Source organism: Streptomyces olindensis, assembly GCF_040645895.1.
GTDB lineage: Bacteria > Actinomycetota > Actinomycetes > Streptomycetales > Streptomycetaceae > Streptomyces > Streptomyces olindensis.
In genome coordinates, this window is record NZ_JBEYZD010000007.1 from 98,911 (window position 1) to 116,175 (window position 17,265).

16 protein-coding genes are annotated in these 17,265 nt (G+C 69.1%); 2 read left to right on the forward strand and 14 right to left on the reverse strand.

All coding sequences use genetic code 11. The features are described from left to right. Nucleotides 1–119: 119 nt before the first annotated feature. Nucleotides 120–1,223: a hypothetical protein gene (locus tag ABZ948_RS06175; RefSeq protein ID WP_359757713.1), complete on the reverse strand. Its 1,104-nt coding sequence runs from the start codon at nucleotides 1,221–1,223 to the stop codon at nucleotides 120–122. A gap of 607 nt (nucleotides 1,224–1,830) precedes the next feature. Here ABZ948_RS06175 and ABZ948_RS06180 point away from each other — a divergent pair. After that, nucleotides 1,831–2,280, forward strand: coding sequence for a DUF1931 family protein (locus tag ABZ948_RS06180; protein WP_359757715.1), 450 nt, complete (start codon nucleotides 1,831–1,833; stop codon nucleotides 2,278–2,280). Between the two features lie 148 nt (nucleotides 2,281–2,428). After that, the gene (locus tag ABZ948_RS06185) at nucleotides 2,429–3,622 is read left to right on the forward strand and encodes a PP2C family protein-serine/threonine phosphatase (protein WP_359636253.1); all 1,194 of its coding nucleotides are present in this window, start codon (nucleotides 2,429–2,431) and stop codon (nucleotides 3,620–3,622) included. A gap of 65 nt (nucleotides 3,623–3,687) precedes the next feature. On the opposite strand, the gene ABZ948_RS06190 is transcribed toward ABZ948_RS06185, so the two are convergent. The 13 genes from ABZ948_RS06190 to ABZ948_RS06250 all read right to left on the reverse strand — a co-directional run bounded on the left by ABZ948_RS06190 (nucleotide 3,688) and on the right by ABZ948_RS06250 (nucleotide 17,128). After that, entirely contained in the window at nucleotides 3,688–4,116 is a 429-nt protein-coding gene (locus tag ABZ948_RS06190) for a DUF2267 domain-containing protein (RefSeq protein WP_356917601.1), read from the reverse strand. A gap of 34 nt (nucleotides 4,117–4,150) precedes the next feature. Then, nucleotides 4,151–4,543 carry a DUF2267 domain-containing protein gene (locus ABZ948_RS06195; protein WP_356917600.1) on the reverse strand — a complete coding sequence of 131 codons (393 nt, stop codon included), beginning with the start codon at nucleotides 4,541–4,543 and terminating at the stop codon, nucleotides 4,151–4,153. A gap of 59 nt (nucleotides 4,544–4,602) precedes the next feature. Beyond that, complete coding sequence (locus tag ABZ948_RS06200; RefSeq protein ID WP_359757717.1) at nucleotides 4,603–6,531, reverse strand: MFS transporter; 1,929 nt, start codon at nucleotides 6,529–6,531, stop codon at nucleotides 4,603–4,605. Between the two features lie 471 nt (nucleotides 6,532–7,002). After that, nucleotides 7,003–7,500: an Hsp20/alpha crystallin family protein gene (locus ABZ948_RS06205; protein WP_359757719.1), complete on the reverse strand. Its 498-nt coding sequence runs from the start codon at nucleotides 7,498–7,500 to the stop codon at nucleotides 7,003–7,005. A gap of 47 nt (nucleotides 7,501–7,547) precedes the next feature. Further along, nucleotides 7,548–9,329, reverse strand: coding sequence for an FAD-dependent oxidoreductase (locus ABZ948_RS06210; protein ID WP_359636246.1), 1,782 nt, complete (start codon nucleotides 9,327–9,329; stop codon nucleotides 7,548–7,550). Then, a complete protein-coding gene (locus tag ABZ948_RS06215) occupies nucleotides 9,329–9,592 on the reverse strand; it encodes a UBP-type zinc finger domain-containing protein (RefSeq protein WP_359636245.1) in 264 nt (87 codons plus the stop codon). The genes ABZ948_RS06210 and ABZ948_RS06215 overlap by 1 nt, the downstream gene beginning before the upstream one ends. A 6-nt stretch (nucleotides 9,593–9,598) precedes the next feature. Continuing rightward, entirely contained in the window at nucleotides 9,599–10,057 is a 459-nt protein-coding gene (gene trxA, locus ABZ948_RS06220; protein ID WP_359757721.1) for a thioredoxin, read from the reverse strand. Continuing rightward, a complete protein-coding gene (gene clpB, locus ABZ948_RS06225) occupies nucleotides 10,054–12,693 on the reverse strand; it encodes an ATP-dependent chaperone ClpB (protein ID WP_359757723.1) in 2,640 nt (879 codons plus the stop codon). The genes trxA and clpB overlap by 4 nt, the downstream gene beginning before the upstream one ends. Then, nucleotides 12,684–13,091: a chaperone modulator CbpM gene (locus ABZ948_RS06230; RefSeq protein WP_189591915.1), complete on the reverse strand. Its 408-nt coding sequence runs from the start codon at nucleotides 13,089–13,091 to the stop codon at nucleotides 12,684–12,686. The genes clpB and ABZ948_RS06230 overlap by 10 nt, the downstream gene beginning before the upstream one ends. Then, entirely contained in the window at nucleotides 13,091–14,044 is a 954-nt protein-coding gene (locus ABZ948_RS06235) for a DnaJ C-terminal domain-containing protein (protein WP_359757726.1), read from the reverse strand. The genes ABZ948_RS06230 and ABZ948_RS06235 overlap by 1 nt, the downstream gene beginning before the upstream one ends. A 6-nt stretch (nucleotides 14,045–14,050) precedes the next feature. Beyond that, complete coding sequence (locus ABZ948_RS06240) at nucleotides 14,051–14,668, reverse strand: nucleotide exchange factor GrpE (RefSeq protein WP_358315595.1); 618 nt, start codon at nucleotides 14,666–14,668, stop codon at nucleotides 14,051–14,053. Between the two features lie 9 nt (nucleotides 14,669–14,677). Then, the gene (gene dnaK, locus ABZ948_RS06245; RefSeq protein WP_358315598.1) at nucleotides 14,678–16,588 is read right to left on the reverse strand and encodes a molecular chaperone DnaK; all 1,911 of its coding nucleotides are present in this window, start codon (nucleotides 16,586–16,588) and stop codon (nucleotides 14,678–14,680) included. 51 nt (nucleotides 16,589–16,639) lie between these two features. Next, nucleotides 16,640–17,128 (reverse strand): general stress protein, encoded by a 489-nt coding sequence (locus tag ABZ948_RS06250; protein WP_298552286.1) that lies wholly within the window; start codon nucleotides 17,126–17,128, stop codon nucleotides 16,640–16,642. Nucleotides 17,129–17,265: the final 137 nt, after the last annotated feature.

The window sequence follows — 17,265 nt, forward strand, 5'->3', positions numbered from 1 at the left end:
TTCAGCGGGCGTTGATTGGTCCGGATGACCGCCGCAGGCGACCATGAGTCCCGGTACGCGGGACTCGGTGAGCTGCGATGCCGAACACGTGGCCGGGAGCCAGTTGTGCCGGTGTCGGTTCACTTCGAGGGCTGGTCACCGTGCTCGTCTTGGAGCGTGTGGCGCCGTTCCTGTTCGCGCTTGGAGTAGGCGGCTGCCCGGATCGCCTCGTCGCTCTCCAAGCCCGATCCCAGCGCGCCGCCCACGGTGGCGACCGAAGCGACGAACCAGGACAACGTCAAGTACTCCTCGGCGTGCAGTGGGTTTTGTGTCACGGAAGCGAACACTTGGTCGTTGAGGATGAACAGCGCCCACACCCAGTTGATGACCAGCAAACCCACGTAGCAGACGAGCACGCCGATACCCACGGTCACGACCGTCGAGGCGTTGTACAGCCGCGCCCTCTGCCTCGCCTCCGGCGAGCTCTCTGTTGATCGATGCCACAGCTCCGCGTCTATGATCAGCCAGCCGATCATGATCGCGACAGATCCGACCGTGGCAATCACGAGGCGTGGCGTGCTGAGGGACGCGGCCAGGGTCCAGACGGTGGAGTTTACGGTGGCGACCGCTCCCGTGGCGAGTGCGGCCGCCAGGGCTTTCGACAAGCCCGGCACCAACCGCCACGGCCGGTTGGCGCGGACCATACCGGCGAGCACCCGGAGGTAACCGCGCGGCCCGCCGACGACGTACCGAAGATCGTCGGTCTCCTTTTCATCGGTTCGGCCCGGATGAACAGGCGCGAGACGATTGACGAAGGGCCCCAGAAGCGGCTGACTTCGTGGAGGTCCTTCAGCCTCGGTAGTTCGCGGATCCGCCAAGCCGAGCACGGCTTCTTCGACGGCCCGCCGGGCCCTCGTCTGCAGCCGCAGGCCTCCCAGCGAAGGAAGAGAGAACAGCGCCAAGCCGTGTTCGTGGTTCAGATTCACAGCGAGCTTGCGCCCGTGTGAGTGCAGCGGAAGGTCGGTGAGGGCCACGACGATGTCCCAGTTCTCCGCACTCCCACGGTCCATGATCCGGCGCATCAAAGTGGGCGGGTCCTCCGTCCCGGAGGTGAAGGGCTCACTGACGACCTCGACGTCGAACCGACGCCCCTGGCCCGACTTGTCGGCGAGCCGAGCAGGAAGTGTCCGGGCCATGCGCTGCGCGATCTCCGTCGGCGCGTCCGGATCCGCCAGGAGAGCCACGACCGTAACGCCCTGAGACGACACCCGCATGAGCGGACCCTCCTAGTCGGCTGTCCCGCGGTCCCGAGTGCCCACAGACGCCGCCGAGGTAACGTCGACGCCGCGTGACACGCTGGCCTCCGCCAGCAGGTGGCAGGCAGTACGGCCGGACCTCCTCGTCTTCTCGGCACAGGGCCTGCTCCCACCACCGGGCCGGCATCGCTTGTGCCACCGCGGACACCCGCTCCGGCACGCACTGCACGCCGCGCCATCGACCACCCCGCTTCTCTGTGCCCGGCCCGGGAGCCGGAGGCCGGCACGCGGGAAATCCAGAACGCCTGCGAGGCACAGCGCTACGTCCTGCCCGGTCGGGCGGCTGGTGGGCGGGATGAGTCAACCGGCCCTGGCTTGCTGCTCACCGGCCTCTCCGGAGCGCGCTCCGGCCCTGCGCTGGGTCCGCACGCCCGTCCGACAACCCGGGCTCTCGGACGCCTGGGCCTGGCAGGGCAATACAGGGAGGCTAATTGGGCCCGACATGCGCATGCGTTCGCGCGCCCCCGTCGGCCAGGCTGGCTGAGAACCCCAGGCGCCGGGAGCGACCCGGCGCCCGCAGCCGGAGGTTGCCGTCATGACCGTGATGTCCATCGCCAGATTCGAGAGGTTCTTTCGCGCGGCCGCAGGACTCAACGTCGACAAGAACGATCTCAAGCGCCACAGCGACTTCGTCGACGCCAAGCTCTACGATCTGCTCACCGTCGCCCAGGCCACTGCCAAGGCCAACGGGCGCGACATCATCCGGACCAGTGACCTGCCGATCACGAAAGGCCTGCAGGAGAGCATTCACCACTTCCGGAAGATCGACCACGAAATAGAACTCAAGCCGATCCTGGAACAGCTCGCCACCCATCCCGCTCTGGACCGCACGCCCGATGAGGAGACCGAGGCGGCCTACCCGGACATCATCGGCGGACTCAGCCTGGCCCTTGCCCAGAGCTTCAAGATCCTCCACCCCGACCTGAAAAACCCCCAGACCCAGCACTGGGACGAGGCTCGAGCCGTCTTCGACCTCCTGCTGTGAGTGGCGACCGGAACAGGCGGTGCAGGCCACGGCCGAGCAGCGTCAGCGCGTTCTGCCTCCTCGGCTGCGCAGCGACCTGATCGGCCCCAGCTCGGGCGTCGGAGAGCTCAGATTGTGACGTCTCGTCCTCGAAGGGATCATCGAAGGCATGGACAGGGACATGTCCGTCGGGTCCGGTGAGCGGCTGCTGGAGGAACTGGTCAGAGCAGCCCAGCTGGCATCACCTGCGGAACTGCCCGTGGCCCTGAACCGGTATGCCGAGGCCATGGGTATGGGCAGGGTGGTTATCTACCTGATCGACATCCAGCAGAGACTGCTGTTGCCGCTAGTTGAAGGCGAGCCGGAACTGGAGCTCGACACTTCGCTGGCCGGATGGACCTACCGCACCGACTCTCTCCGAGTGGAAGAAGTGCCCTCCGGCGGGCTGAAGGTATGGCTGCCCCTGGCCGACGGAGCGGAGCGGCTGGGCGTCGTGGAGCTGAACATGAGCACCCTGGACGGGCTCAAGCTACGGCGCTGCCGAACGGTGGCGCTGCTCCTCGCACTGATCATCACGTCCAAGCGCACCTACAGCGACACCATCGCGCAGCGCATGCGTACCAGGCCGATGCACCTGCCCACGGAGATGGTGAGGGCATTTCTCCCTCCCCGGTCGATCGGCACCGGGCGGGTCGTGTCGACGGCGGTTCTGGAGCCCGCGTACGAACTGGGCGGCGATGCTTTCGACCATGCGTTCACCGAGGACGTTCTGCACGCCGCAATCCTTGACGGCATGGGGCACGATCTGGCGTCCGGACTTGCCACGTCTGTAGCCATGGCAGGCTGCCGTAACGCCCGACGCAGCGGGGCAGATCTGAACGAACTCGTGGGCACCATGGACGAGGCGTTGGCGAAGTGGCTTCCGGAGCAGTTCTGCACGGGTGTCTTCGCCCAGTTGCACATGCCCACCGGTGTGCTGCGGTGGTGCAACTGCGGCCACCCGCCTCCGTTGCTCATCCGTCGACACCGCCTGCTCCACAAGGCCTTGGAGCGGCCACCGGAGCCTCCTTTGGGTCTGCCCGCCAATCTCGCCGGGACCGCCCGTCAGGTGCACGACGTCAGCCTGGAACCCGGTGACCGAATACTGCTCTACTCGGACGGCGTCGTGGAGTCACGCGACGAGGCGGGCGAGGAGTTCGGCCTGGAGCGCTTCACCGACTACATCATCCGGTCGACCGCAGCAGGGCAGAGCGCCCCGGAAGTGCTGCGCCTGCTCATCCATGCCATCCTCGCGCATCAGCACAACGAACTCAGTGACGACGCCACGATCTTGATGTTCGAGTGGCAGCCCCCTGATCCCTGACCGCAAGAGCTCCAAGACGCAGCCCGTGGCGCCGTACTCCGCGGGCGCAGACGCTGGGTCGGTGGTCACGGCAGGAGCGCGGCAAACGAGTTCGGCACCCGAGATTTGAGGTGCTGCCATTCGCCGGCGCTGACATGGCGCTCCAGAGTTTTCAGTACGGTGCGCACCAGCTTCTCGTCGCCGCCTTCGACGGCGTAGGGGAATTCGCTCCGGACCCGTGCGAAGAACTCCTCGTTGCTCATCTTTACGGGCGTGTCGGCAGGCCTCCAGCCGTCGTAGTAGACGCCTCTGACGATGGTCGGCAGTTGGGCGCCGAACTGTACGGCCGTCTCGACCGGGAGGCGATCCCGCAGCGGGTGCAGCACGGCCCGCAGTGCCGCGTACGACTGCTTACGCCGTTCTTTGGGCCACTCGAAAGCCTCCTCGACGTCTTTGAGGAGCCGATTGGCCTTGTCCACCATGGTGTCGAACGAGGAGAAACCTGTATCAACCATTTTCGTGGGCCTTTCGTTCTGGACGCCTCACGGCTCAGTCCGCGAGGTCGGCCTTGCCGAACAGGACCGCGTAACTGGAGGGGAGTTGGCTGATGATCTGATTCAGTTCTCCGCCAGTCACAGCGTCGGCAACGGTGGTCAGGACCGCGCTGGCGTCCCACTGCGCCGTACGCGGCCGGGCATCGGTGCGCTCGGCGACCCGGCGGTAGAACTCTTCGATCCCGAAGCTCTGCGCCTGCTGCGGCGTGGCACGGTCCAGAACCTGGCCCAGCGGGCCGGGCAGCTGGGATGCGAGGTCCTTGACCTCTCCCGGGCTGATCCGTTGGGCCAGCACTTCCAGCACGGCCTTGGTGACGTCCGCGGCTTCGCTCTGGTCCTTGTATTCGCCTCGTTCGCGGACGTGGGCGAGGAATCCGTCGTATTTCATCGCTGCCTCCTTCTGCGCCGGCCACCGCTGGTCATAGGGGTCACCGCTGGTCATGGGGGTCACCGCTGGTCATGGGGGTCGCGTGCACTGTCGGCCTGGCCGCGTCCGTCCGTCGGCGCGTAGCTGCCGTTGGCAAGGCTCTTGGCCCTGGACTCACGCTCGGACTCACGCAGGGCACGGTGGAAGCGTCCGGGGCCCCAGGAACGGCCGCCCACGGCCTGTTCGAGTTGGTCGCGGCTCGTCGGGCCGGTTTCTCGGAGCGCGTGGGTGATCTGTTCGATCTCGTCGTCGAGGCGTTGTTCGGCCATGGCGGACGTACGGCTTGCCGTGCCCGCGGTGCCGGCCATCCCCGGCGAGTACATCCGGCTGCCCGGTCCGGTGCCCGGGCGGTAGCGGCGGGCTCCGGCGCGCTCCCGCTCCCGGCGGCGAGCAGTGCGGTCGGCGATCCGCCGTTCCCGCTCGTCGGCGGCCTGACGGACGTGCTCGGGCCGGCGGCGGTCTCGTGCGTCCTGTGGCGCGGGCTCGTTGCGCCAGGCTGCCTCGGCTTCCTCAGCGGTGAGCGGCCGGGCGATGTTCTCCAAGGACTGTTGTTCGGCCCGGACACCGAAGAAGACCTCGGCCAGCCCGCCCAGCGCCATGGCAGCCGCTCCGACGAGGAAGCCGATGGCCACCAGGTCCGCATCGCCACTGTGAATCAAGTGGCCGAACAGCAGCGGGCCGGTGACTCCGCCCACGGCCGTGCCGATCGCGAAGAACAGCGAGATGGACAGGGCTCGGGTCTCCATGGGGAAGACCTCGCTCACGGTCAGGTAGGCCGAGCTCGCTCCCGCGGACGCCACGAAGAAGGTCAGCGAGACCAGCAGGAAGAACGGCCACGTCGTCAGGGAGCCGTTGACCAGCAGGACGGCGAGGACGGCTGCCACGACTGCCGAGCCGAAGTAGGTGCCCGCGATCATCGGTTTTCTGCCGACGGTGTCGAACAGCCGGCCGAGAAGGAGCGGCCCGAGGAAGTTGGCGATGGCGAAGAGGGCCAGGAAGTAGGGGATCGAGCCGGAGCCGATGTCGAAGAAGCCGTTCAGGATCGTGCCCAGGTCGAAGACGATCGCGTTGTACAGGAACGCCTGTCCGACGAAGAGCGCCAGACCGAGAACGGCGCGACGGGGGTACCGCCGCAGAGCCGCGCCGGCGATTTCCCTGAACGGAATGACGTCGCGCTGCCGTACGGTGACCGCCTCGCCCGGTTCCGGCAGCTCGCTGCCGGTCTCTTGGCGCACCTCGGCCTCGATCCGGTCGACGATGCGTTCAGCCTCGGCTTGATGCCCGTGGATGAACAGCCAGCGCGGACTCTCCGGCACATGGCGGCGTACCAGCATGATGCCCAGGCCCAGGATGCCGCCCAGGCCGAAGGCCAGCCGCCAGCCGAGGTCGGCTGCCAGCAGACTCTCGTTGAGAAGCAGCACGGCGACCAGGCTGCCGAGCGCCGCGCCGACCCAGTAGCTGCCGTTGATGGCCAGATCCACCTGCCCGCGGTTGCGGGCCGGAATCAGCTCGTCGATGGCCGAGTTGATCGCGGCGTACTCTCCGCCGATGCCCATACCGGTGATGAAGCGGGCGAGGTAGAGGTACCAGGCGTCGTGGGCGAACGCGGTCGCGACGGTGGCGAGGATGTAGATGCCGAGCGTGAGCAGGAACAGCTTCTTGCGCCCGTAGCGGTCGGTGAGCCTTCCGAACAGGAGAGCGCCCGCACAGGCGCCTGCCACGTAGATAGCGGCGGCAGTGCCTATGTCGGCGCTGGTCAGGTTGATGCCGCTGCCCGGCTCGGTCATACGGGCGGCAACCGCTCCGACGATCGTCACTTCGAGTCCGTCCAGAATCCAGACGGTTCCCAGACCGATGACGATCCGCCAGTGGAATCGGGACCACGGCAGCCGGTCAAGCCGGGCGGGGACCTTGGTGGTGACGACACCGAGTTCGGCGGTGGTGGTCATGCCATGCCTCCTCGTTCAGGGCCGTGGGCCGTTGCCTGGAGGGACAGAACAGGCCGGAATAGGCCGATCCGCCTAGGGTGGTCTTCTGTGCTGCGCTGCCACCTTCTGGGACACCGTTTTCGCTTTCGCCATCAGGGCGACACGATGCTCTGGCACTGCGCGCGTGGGTGCGGAGCGGAGGGAAGCAAGCGATATCCGACGGCCCAGGACGCCGAGCGTTACGCAGTGGCATTCGACCGCGAGGACCAGGCGGACATGGGCCGGCGAGCCCCGCTGGGTCTCCTCCCGCTTCGGCTTCTGCGCGCCTGGCGTCTGCGACGCCGAAAGGGAGCCGGTGGCGAGCCACATGCCGAGCCTCCGCCGCCGTGAGGGGTTGTGATACGGGACGTCATTCATGAGTCACCCCGGTGTCTCGCCTCGCCGGCCCGGCCGCGGTGCCGGACGGATGTCCGGAACCGCGGCGTTCGCGTCTCAGCCGCTGCTCCCGGTGCTTTCACTCGTCTCGCTGATCTCGACGTGCCGGGGCTTTGCGACCTCGGCCTTGGGGACGCTGATGGTGAGCACCCCGTCCGACATCCGCGCGTTGATCTTTTCGGTGTCGACCTCTCCGGGCAGCCGCAGCCGGTACTCGAAGGCTCCGGTGCGGCGGGTGCTCCGGCGCAGGACGCCTTTGCGTTCCTTCTCCTTGATCTCTCCGGTGACCACCAGCTCCTGGCCGTTCGCTTCGACGTCGATGTCCTTGCTCTTGACGCCGGGGAGTTCAATCTCGATGTGGAATGCGTCGTCGGCCTCCGTGACATCCGCGAGGGGTGTCCACGCGACTGCGGGCGCCGCGCCTCCCACCGTGGATTCGATCAGTCCGCTCATCTCGCTGAGCAGTTGGTCGAACTCCGTCAGCGGATTGCGTGCCCAGCCAAGGGGCCTGTCCTGCACTGCGCCACCGCGGTGGCGCCGGACGGGCGTGGCCATTCCCATCGCCTCCTTCTCCTTCTCGTGATCTCATCGCCCGCTCGGTGTCATGCGAGCCAAGCGGACTCCTTCGGACGGGTGTGCGGTGAGCTGTCGGTGCCGCCGGGCGTGGCCGTGTGGCCCAGGTAGCGATGCACGAAGTGGATGCTCATCGCGCCTTCGCCGACCGCGGAGGCCACGCGTTTCACCGAGCCGCTGCGGACGTCGCCTGCGGCGAAGACACCAGGCAAGCTGGTCTCCAACGTCAGGCAGTCGCGGCCCTGGCTCTGCCACAGTCCGGGGACGGAGCAGGCCTGCGCCTCCGCGCCGGTGAGCACGAAGCCGCGCGCGTCGAGGGCGAGCGCGCCGGACAGCCACTCGGTGTGGGGGTCGGCGCCGGTGAAGACGAACAGGGCCCGCACCGCGAGCCGACGGTGCTCGCCCGTACGGTGGTCGACCACGGTGACCTCCTCCAGCACCTTGTCGCCGAACGCCTCGGTCATCTCGGTGTGCAGCAGCACGCGCACCCGCGGGTGGCGCTCGACCTGATCGATCAGGTAGCGGGACATGTGCGCCTCGAGGCTCGGCCCACGGACGAGCAGATTCACCTGCGGTGCGTATCCCGCCAGGAAGAGCACGGCTTGGCCGGCGGAGTTGCCTCCGCCGACGACGGCCACCGGGTCGGTGCTGCACTGCTGGGCCTCGTAGACGGTCGCCGAGTAGTGGACGCTCGTTCCCTCCAGGCGTTCGATGCCGGGCACGTGGAGGCGGCGGTAGCGGGCGCCGGTGGCCAGGACGACGGTACGGGCGGTGATCTCGCTTCCGTCGGCGAACCCGACGGCGTAGTGCCCGTCCCGCGGTTCGACCTGAGCCGCCTCCGCCGGGACGCTGATCCTGGCGCCGAACTTGTCGGCCTGGAGCACAGCGCGTTCGGTGAGTTCGGCGCCGGAGATGCCGGAGGGGAAGCCGAGCAGATTCTCGATGCGGGACGACGTGGCGGCCCGGCCGCCGCTGGCCATGGCCTCGACCACGGTCGTGTCCAGGCCCTCCGAGGCGGCGTTCACCGCGGCGGCGAGACCAGCGGGTCCGGAGCCGATGATCAGGAGATCGCCGTGATGGTTTCCGGCAGGCAGCGAGGGCAGGCCCATGAGCCGGGCCAGTTCCGCGTTACTGGGGTTGCGCAGCAGAGTGGTGTCCCGCCAGATGACGAGCGGTGTCTCCGCCGGGCCGACGCCGAAGCGGCGCAGCAGTTCCTCGGCCTCCTCGTCGGTCTCCAGATCGATCCAGCGGTGCGGCAGCCGGTTGCGGGCGGCGAACTCGCGCAGCCGCCGGGTGTCAGGCGAATAGCGCGAGCCGATGATGCGGAAACCGGCGCCCTGTCCGACGAGCAGAGCACGGCGGCCCAGGCAGGCGCGCAGAACCACATCGCCAAGGACGGAGTCCCGGGCCACCAGGTCACGCAGCTGATCCATGGACAGGGCGAGGACCTCACCGGGGTCCCTGATCACGGCGGTGTAGAAGGCCACCTGCCCGTTCAGGAGACCGAGTTCCCCGATGAAGCGGCCGGGGCCGTGCACACGCAGCAGGCGTTCACCGGTCGTGCCGTAACCCTCGACGATGGCGACCGAACCACTGAGGACGACGTAGAACGTCTCGCACGGCTCCCCCTCCCGGATCAGCACATCACCGGCGTCAACAGCGCGCCGCCGACCGTGCTGCGCCAAACGGGCCATCTGGTCATCCGGCAGACGGGGATAGGCGCCGTAGATGTCAGCGGTCTCGAAGGGGACGCTCTCCTCCGCCTCGGCCGGCACAGGCGCTGCGCCCGGCCGCGTCTCGTCGCCGGCCATCACACGAACGCCTCGTGGGCGAAGCACCACCGCCAGTCCTCGCCGGGCTCCAGCGACGCCACGATCGGATGGCCGTCGGCGGCGGCGTGACGGCGCGCGTGCCGGTTGGGCGAGGAGTCGCAGCAGCCGACGTGGCCGCAGGTCAGGCAGAGCCTGAGGTGAACCCACGGGGAGCCGAGCAGCAGACACTCCTGACACCCCTCGGGGGTCAGTGGCTGGACCGGCCGGACGAGGGCGAGGTGGGGATCGGTTCGTACGGTCATGGCTGATCACCCTTTCCCGGCCGGTTCGCGTCCCGCGATCGACTGCTCCACCCACCGCTGCAGGGCAGGGGCAGGTGCGGCACCCGCCTGCCGTGCGATGGTCTGTCCTCTGTCGAGGACCAACAGCGTCGGTACCGCCTGGACCTCGAACCGCTGCGCCAGCCGCGGGTTCTTGTCGATGTCGACCTTGACCAGCTTGATCTTTCCCGCAAGATCGGCGGCGACCTTCTCCAGCGCGGGGCTCACCATGCGGCAGGGGCCGCACCAGGTGGCCCACAGGTCGACGACGACGGGCACGGTGGCCTGCTCGACGACCTCGGTGAAGTCGTCGTCGCCCGCGTCGGCCATCCACGGCAGCGGCTGCTTGCAGTTGCCGCACGTGGGGCGGCCCTCGGCGGCCACGGGTACCCGGTTGGTGCGCCCGCAGTGCGGGCAGGTGATGTTGGTGGCCTGCACGGTGCTCATGCCGCCCTCGCTCCCTTCTCGTCCTCGGGCTGGTCGTAAGTGACCACCAGCTCGCCGTGCTCGGCGTCGACGCGGACCTTCGCGCCGTCCTGTACGTCGCCGCGCAGCAGGGCGCGCCCGACCAGCGTCTCGACCTCGTGGGAGATGTAGCGCCGCAACGGCCGGGCCCCGTACACCGGGTCGTAGCCCTGGTGGGCGATCAACTCCCTTGCCGTGTCGGTGAGTTCGACGGTGATGCGGCGTTCGGCGACCCGCTGCCGCAGCTCGTCGAACTGCAGCTCCACGATCCGCTCGATCTGCCGCTCACCGAGCGGCTTGAACAGCACGATGTCGTCGACGCGGTTGAGGAACTCCGGACGGAAGTGCCCGCGCAGCTCACCCATCACCAGGGCGCGGGCGTCCGGCTTGATTTCACCCTCGGCGGTGGCGCCGTCGAGGAGGTGCTCGGAGCCGATGTTGGACGTCATGATGATCACGGTGTTGCGGAAGTCGACGGTGTGGCCCTGAGCGTCGGTGATGCGGCCGTCGTCGAGGATCTGCAGCAGGGTGTTGAAGACATCGGTGTGCGCCTTCTCGATCTCGTCGAACAGCACAACCGAGTACGGCTTGCGGCGTACGGCCTCGGTGAGCTGTCCGCCCTCCTCGTAGCCGATGTATCCGGGCGGGGCGCCCATCAGCCGGCTGACGGTGTGCCGCTCCTGGTACTCGCTCATGTCGAGGCGGACCATGTTCTCCTCGGAGTCGAACAGGGCCCGGGCCAGGGTCTTGGCCAGCTCGGTCTTCCCGACGCCGGTGGGGCCGAGGAAGATGAACGAGCCGATGGGGCGGCGAGGGTCGCGGATGCCGGAGCGGGCGCGGATGATGGCGTCGGCGACGAGCTGAACGGCCTCGTCCTGGCCGATGACGCGCTCGCGCAGGATCTCGTCGAGGCGCAGCAGCTTCTCGCGTTCGCCCTCCTGGAGGCGGGCGACGGGAACGCCGGTCCAGGCGGCGACGATCTCAGCGATCTCCTCCTCAGTGACGACCTCACGCAGCAGCCGGTTCTCCCCTTGCTTCGCGGCGAGTTGCTCCTCCTCTGCGGCGAGTCGGCGCTCCAGGTCCTGGAGGCGGCCGTAGCGGAGTTCGGCGGCGCGGTTGAGGTCGTAGGCGCGTTCGGCCTCCTCCGCCTCGTGGCGGACCTGCTCCAGTTCCTGGCGCAGTTCCTGCACGCGGCGGATGGCCTGCCGTTCGGCCTCCCACTGGGCGTGCTTGGCGTCGGCCTCGCCGCGCAGGTCGGCCAGTTCCCTGCGCAGCTCCTCCAGGCGGGTTTTGCTGGCGGGATCGGTCTCCTTGGAGAGGGCGGCCTCCTCGATCTCCAGTCGGGTGACGCGGCGGGTGATCTCGTCGAGTTCGGCGGGCATCGAGTCGATCTCGGTACGCAACCGGGCGCACGCCTCGTCCACGAGGTCGATGGCCTTGTCGGGCAGGAACCGATCGGTGATGTAGCGGTGGCTGAGGGTGGCCGCGGATACCAGCGCGGTGTCCTGGATCTTCACGCCGTGGAAGATTTCCAGGCGTTCGCGCAGTCCGCGCAGGATGGAGATGGTGTCCTCCACGCTCGGCTCTTCGACCAGGACCTGCTGGAAGCGGCGTTCGAGGGCGGCGTCCTTCTCGATGTGCTTGCGGTACTCGTCGAGGGTGGTGGCACCGATCATGTGGAGTTCGCCGCGGGCGAGCATCGGCTTGAGCATGTTGCCCGCGTCCATGGCTCCTTCGGCGGCGCCCGCACCTACGACGGTGTGGAGTTCGTCGACGAAGAGCAGGATGCGCCCCTGGGCGGCCTTCACCTCGGACAGCACGGCCTTGAGGCGTTCCTCGAACTCGCCCCGGTACTTCGCCCCGGCCACCAGGGATCCCATGTCGAGTGCGAACACGGTCTTGTCGCGCAGTCCTTCGGGCACATCGCCGCGGACGATGCGCTGGGCGAGGCCCTCGACGATGGCGGTCTTGCCGACGCCGGGGTCGCCGATGAGGACCGGGTTGTTCTTGGACTTGCGGCTGAGGATCTGGGTGACGCGGCGGATCTCGGCGTCCCGCCCGATGACCGGGTCGAGTTTGCCGTCCCTGGCCTCGGCGACCAGGTCGCGGCCGTACTTCTCCAGCGCCTCGTAGGCCACTTCGGGGTTTGCCGAGGTCACGCGCTGGTTGCCACGGACCTGGGTCAGCGCGCTCAGGAACGAGTCCCGGGTGATGCCGTGCTCCTTGAGCAGCCGTCCGGCGGCGGTGGACGAGCCCTCCTCGGCCAGGGCCAGCAGGAGGTGCTCCACGGACACGTACTCGTCCTTGAGGCGTTTGGCCTCCCGCTCGGCCGCGTCCAGCAGCCGGGACAGGCGCTGGGTGACGAACACCTGGCCCGGCGCCGCGGCCGGGCCGGTCACCTTGGGCCGGCGGGAAAGCTCCTCACGCACAGCCGCACGGAGCTCTTCGGGCTCCCTGCCCGCCTGTTGCAGCAGCCGCGGGATCAGGCCGTCCTCCTGGTCGAGGAGCGCGAGCAGCAGATGCTCACCGTCGACCTCGGTCTGGCCCATGCGGACGGCGGCGGTCTGCGCCTCCTGGAGGGCTTCCTGTGACTTCTGGGTGAGACGGTTCATGTCCATGGGGGTGAGTCACTCCTCCTGCCGCGGTCGCGCAGTGCGGCTTCGAGCAGGCTGATGCGGTCGAGCAGGTCGAGCACCAGACCGATGGATGCATAGTTGAGGCAGAGTCCGGAGCGCAGCCGCTGGACGCGGGCGAGGATCGCCGGGGCCGCGGGGTCGAACACGAGGTGCCCCGCGGCGTCGCGTTCGGCGTCGACCAGGCCGAGGGCGACGAACCGGCGGACCAGGTCGGGGTGGAGGCCCGAGCGGCGGGCCACGGTGTCCAGGGAAAGCCTGGGCACGGGGACGAGCGCGTACCGCACCGCCGTGGAGCCGGCGCTCGTCCGTACGGGACGCCCGCCCGCGTCGGCCCGGGCGGTCCGACCGCCGGTCGCCGCCCATGAGGGTCGGTCGCTCATCAGGTCCTCCTGGGGTCGTACGCAGAGGTGGCGGCGAGCTCCTCGAACAGCTCGCGCTCCCGGTCGCCGAGGGCGGGCGGCACCATGACACGGAGTTCGGCGTACAGGTCGCCGTTCGCGCCGCGCGGGTTCGGCATGCCCTCGCCGCGCAGCCGCAGTCGCCGGCCGCTGGAGGAGCCCGCGGGCACCGTGACCTTGGCCGTGCCGCCGCCGGGGGTGGGCACCGGCACAGTCGCACCCAGGGCCGCCTCCCAGGGGGTGATGGGGACCTGTACGTGGACGTCACGGCCGTCCAGCCGGAACCGGGGGTGGGGCTGGATACGCACCCGCAGGTACAGGTCGCCCGCGGCGGCGTCACCACTGCCCCGGCCGCCCTCGCCCGCCAGACGGATGCGCTGCCCGTCGGTGACGCCGGGCGGTACGTCGACCTCGTACCGCCGCGGCTGCCCGGTGGGGCCGGCGAGCGTGACGGTGCGGCGGCCGCCCCTGTAGGCCTCCTCGATGGTGAGCGGCAGCTCGGCCTCCTGGTCGGCTCCCGGTACACCGCCGGGGGCGCCGCCGGCTCCGAAGAGCGAGCCGAGCAGGTCCTCGATGTCGACGCCCTCCGCTGCGAAGTCGTCGCCGAAGCCGGTGTACCGGACATGGGGGCCGCCCGCGCCCGCGGTCCTCCGAGCACGGAAGCCGCCGCCGGGCCCCGCGCCGGCACCGACCCGCTCCTCCCAGTCCTCGGGGACCTTCCGGAAGTCCTCGCCGAAGCGGTCGTAACGGGCCCGTGTCTTGGGGTCCGACAGGACGCTGTATGCCTCGTTGAGGTCCTTGAAGCGTTCCTCCGCCCCCGGGTCCTTGTTGACGTCCGGGTGGTACTTGCGGGCGAGTTTGCGGTATGCCTGCTGGATCTCGTCCTGGCTCGCGGTCCGTGACACGCCCAGCGCTTCGTAGAAGTCCCGTGCCATGACTGGTCACTCCCGCTTCGCGACAGTCACGGCGGCGGGCCTGAGCTGGCGTTCACCGTCCCCGTAGCCCGGGCGGAGCACCTCGACGACCGTGCCCGGTGGGGCGTCGGGGTCCTGGACGACGCCGACGACCTCGTGCCGGGCCGGGTCGAAGGCGACGCCGGTCTCCGCGTGCCGCGGGTAGCCGAGCAGTTCGAGGACGTTCACCGCTTGGTCGCGAACGGCCCGGACGCCCTCGACGATCGCGCCGGGGTCGGATCCGGCATGGGTCAGGGCGAGTTCGAGGTTGTCCAGGACGGGCAGGAAGGCGGCGGCCGTGCGGGACCGCTCGGCCGTCCGCTCCCGCTCCAGTTCCCTGGTGTGGCGCTTGCGGAGGTTGTCGAGGTCGGCGAGCGCGCGCCGCCAGCGGTCCTCGAGTTCCTTGAGCTCGGCCGTGGGCTCGTCCTCGGACGGTGCGGGGCCGCCGGCCGCGTCGGGGCCGGGTTCCTCGTCCGTCTCAGGCCCCGGCCCGGTCGGCGGGCCGGAGCGCGGAAGATCCCCTCGGGGAGGGCGTACGGCGCCCTCCGGAGCCGGGTCGGCCGGGTCCGGCACGACGGGGTCGGATTCCCTGGGGTGGATCGGCATGGCGGTTCCTCAGTCCTTGTCGAACTCGGCGTCGATGACGTCGTCGTCACCGCCACCGCCACTCGGGCCGCCACCGGTCGCGCCGTCCCCGGTGGTGTACTGGTCGGGACCGCCCGTGGTGGCGTCGGCCTGATGCGCCACCAGCCCTGACAGCACCTGCTGGAGTTCAGAGGTCAGGGGCCGCACCCGCTCCACACCTGCCTCCTCCTTGACCGCCGCCCGGGCGTCCGACACCAGCATCTCGGCGCGTGCCTTCTCGTGCGCGGGTGCGCCGTCGCCCAGCTCGGCGAGGCGCTTTTCGACCTGGTACGCGACGGCGTCGAGTTCGTTGCGGGCATCGACGGCCTCGCGCAGGGCCTTGTCCTGGCCCTGGTTGCGCTCGGCCTCCTGGACCATGCGTTCGACTTCGCCACGGTCGAGGTTGGAGCTCTCGGTGATGGTGATGCCCTGTTCCTTGCCGGTGTCCCGGTCTCGGGCCTTGACGTTGAGAATGCCGTTGGCGTCGATGTCGAAGGTGACCTCGATCTGCGCTTCGCCGCGCGGCGCCGGGCGGATGTCGGTGAGCTGGAAGCGGCCGAGCACCCGGTTGTCGGCGGCCCGTTCGCGCTCGCCCTGCAGGACGACGATGTCGACGGCGGGCTGGTTGTCCTCGGCGGTGGAGAAGGTCTCGGTGCGGCGCACGGGGATGGTGGTGTTCCGCTCGATGATCTTCGTCATCACGCCGCCGCGTGTCTCGACACCCAGCGACAGGGGCGTGACATCGAGCAGCAGGACGTCCTTGACCTCGCCCTTGAGCACCCCGGCCTGGATCGCGGCACCCAGGGCCACGACCTCGTCGGGGTTGACGCTCATGTTGGGTTCCTTGCCGCCGGTCAGCCGGCGCACGAGGGCCTGGACGGCGGGGATACGGGTGGAACCCCCGACGAGGATGACCTCGTCGATGTCACTCTCGCCCACCTTGGCGTCGGCCATGGCCTGTTGGACCGGCCCCAGGCACCGCTCTACCAGGTCGCTGGTGATCTGCTCGAACGTGGACCGCATGACCGAGTCGGTGAGGTGCTTGGGCCCCGAGGCATCGGCCGTGATGAACGGCAGGCTGACCTGTGTCTGCGTCACCGAGCTCAGCTCGGTCTTGGCCTTCTCCGCCGCTTCGAACAGGCGCTGCAGGGCCTGCGGGTCCTTGCGCAGATCGATGCCGTTCTCCTTCTGGAAGTCGTCCGCGAGGTAATCCACCAGACGCCGGTCGAAGTCGTCACCGCCCAGATGACTGTCGCCCGCCGTGGAACGCACCTCCACCACGCCGTCGCCGACGTCGAGGATGCTCACATCGAACGTGCCGCCGCCGAGGTCGAAGACCAGCACCGTCTCGTGCTGCTTTTTGTCCATGCCGTACGCCAGCGCGGCCGCGGTCGGCTCGTTGATGATCCGCAGCACCTCCAGTCCCGCGATCCGCCCGGCGTCCTTGGTGGCGGTGCGCTGGGCGTCGTTGAAGTAGGCGGGCACGGTGATGACCGCCTCCGTGACCCGTTCCCCGAGCTGCTTGGAGGCGTCGTCGGCGAGTTTGCGCAGTACCTGGGCGCTGATCTCCTCGGGCGCGTAAAGCTTGTCGCGCACCTTGAAGCGGGCGACGCCGCCCGGGCCCTCGACGACGTCGTACGCCACCGCCCTGGCCTCGTCCGGGATCTCGTCGAAGTGCCGGCCGATGAACCGCTTGGCCGAGTAGATGGTGCCTTTGGGATTGAGGATCGCCTGGCGCCGGGCCAGCTGACCCACCAGCCGTTCCCCGGTGTCGGTGAAGGCCACCACGGAGGGCGTCGTACGGTTGCCCTCGGTGTTGGGCACGACGGAAGCTTCGCCGCCCTCCCACACGGCGATCACCGAGTTCGTGGTGCCCAGGTCGATGCCCACTGCCTTGGCCATGAGGAACTCCTCCCGTGCGGCGGCAAGCGCCGGCACTGCAGATCCGATCGTTCAGGTAGGGGCGGGACGTCCACCGGCACCGGCGGTCCGCAACCCGCCGAGCAGCCGTACCGCCTCGTCGGCGACCGCTTCGTCCACGACGACGTCGTACCGGCTGGGCTGCATCGAGCGGACGGAGGCGAAGTCCCGTCGGCCGCCCTGCAGGGCGTACAGCAGCAGGCCGAACAGCGCGCCCACGATCGCTCCGAAAATCAGGCCGTAGAGGGCGACGAGCAGGGCGGATACGAGCGGGTCCACCCAGTCGACCAGGCCGAAGAGCCAGCCGATCAGCGCTCCGGGAAGGGCCCCGCTCGCCGCTCCGTGCAGGGCGGCCCTGCCGTAGTCCATACGGCCGACGACCTGCTCGACGAGCCTGACGTCCTGTCCGATGATGGCCACCCGCTGCACGGGAAACCCCTGGTCCGAGAGGTGGTCGACGGCGCGTTCGGCTTCCTGGTACGTCTCGTACGTGGCGACGGGCCTACGAGGCTGCTCGCTCATCGCCCAGTCCTTCCTGCCCGTGTGCACGGCGGCCCCGGCACGCCCCCCAGACTCGCGAACCGAGCAGCTCTGCGCCTGCACCCGGCAGGTCAAAGAACAACGGAGCCCGTCCCCCCGCGAGCACGAGAGGGACACGC

Coding starts and splice junctions, on each gene's coding strand:
- ABZ948_RS06180 (WP_359757715.1), top strand. CDS start 1,831: ATGACCGTGATGTCCATCGCCAGATTCGAGAGGTTCTTTCGCGCGGCC.
- ABZ948_RS06185 (WP_359636253.1), top strand. CDS start 2,429: ATGGACAGGGACATGTCCGTCGGGTCCGGTGAGCGGCTGCTGGAGGAA.
- ABZ948_RS06190 (WP_356917601.1), bottom strand. CDS start 4,116: ATGGTTGATACAGGTTTCTCCTCGTTCGACACCATGGTGGACAAGGCC.
- ABZ948_RS06195 (WP_356917600.1), bottom strand. CDS start 4,543: ATGAAATACGACGGATTCCTCGCCCACGTCCGCGAACGAGGCGAATAC.
- ABZ948_RS06200 (WP_359757717.1), bottom strand. CDS start 6,531: ATGACCACCACCGCCGAACTCGGTGTCGTCACCACCAAGGTCCCCGCC.
- ABZ948_RS06205 (WP_359757719.1), bottom strand. CDS start 7,500: ATGGCCACGCCCGTCCGGCGCCACCGCGGTGGCGCAGTGCAGGACAGG.
- ABZ948_RS06210 (WP_359636246.1), bottom strand. CDS start 9,329: ATGGCCGGCGACGAGACGCGGCCGGGCGCAGCGCCTGTGCCGGCCGAG.
- ABZ948_RS06215 (WP_359636245.1), bottom strand. CDS start 9,592: ATGACCGTACGAACCGATCCCCACCTCGCCCTCGTCCGGCCGGTCCAG.
- trxA (WP_359757721.1), bottom strand. CDS start 10,057: ATGAGCACCGTGCAGGCCACCAACATCACCTGCCCGCACTGCGGGCGC.
- clpB (WP_359757723.1), bottom strand. CDS start 12,693: ATGGACATGAACCGTCTCACCCAGAAGTCACAGGAAGCCCTCCAGGAG.
- ABZ948_RS06230 (WP_189591915.1), bottom strand. CDS start 13,091: ATGAGCGACCGACCCTCATGGGCGGCGACCGGCGGTCGGACCGCCCGG.
- ABZ948_RS06235 (WP_359757726.1), bottom strand. CDS start 14,044: ATGGCACGGGACTTCTACGAAGCGCTGGGCGTGTCACGGACCGCGAGC.
- ABZ948_RS06240 (WP_358315595.1), bottom strand. CDS start 14,668: ATGCCGATCCACCCCAGGGAATCCGACCCCGTCGTGCCGGACCCGGCC.
- dnaK (WP_358315598.1), bottom strand. CDS start 16,588: ATGGCCAAGGCAGTGGGCATCGACCTGGGCACCACGAACTCGGTGATC.
- ABZ948_RS06250 (WP_298552286.1), bottom strand. CDS start 17,128: ATGAGCGAGCAGCCTCGTAGGCCCGTCGCCACGTACGAGACGTACCAG.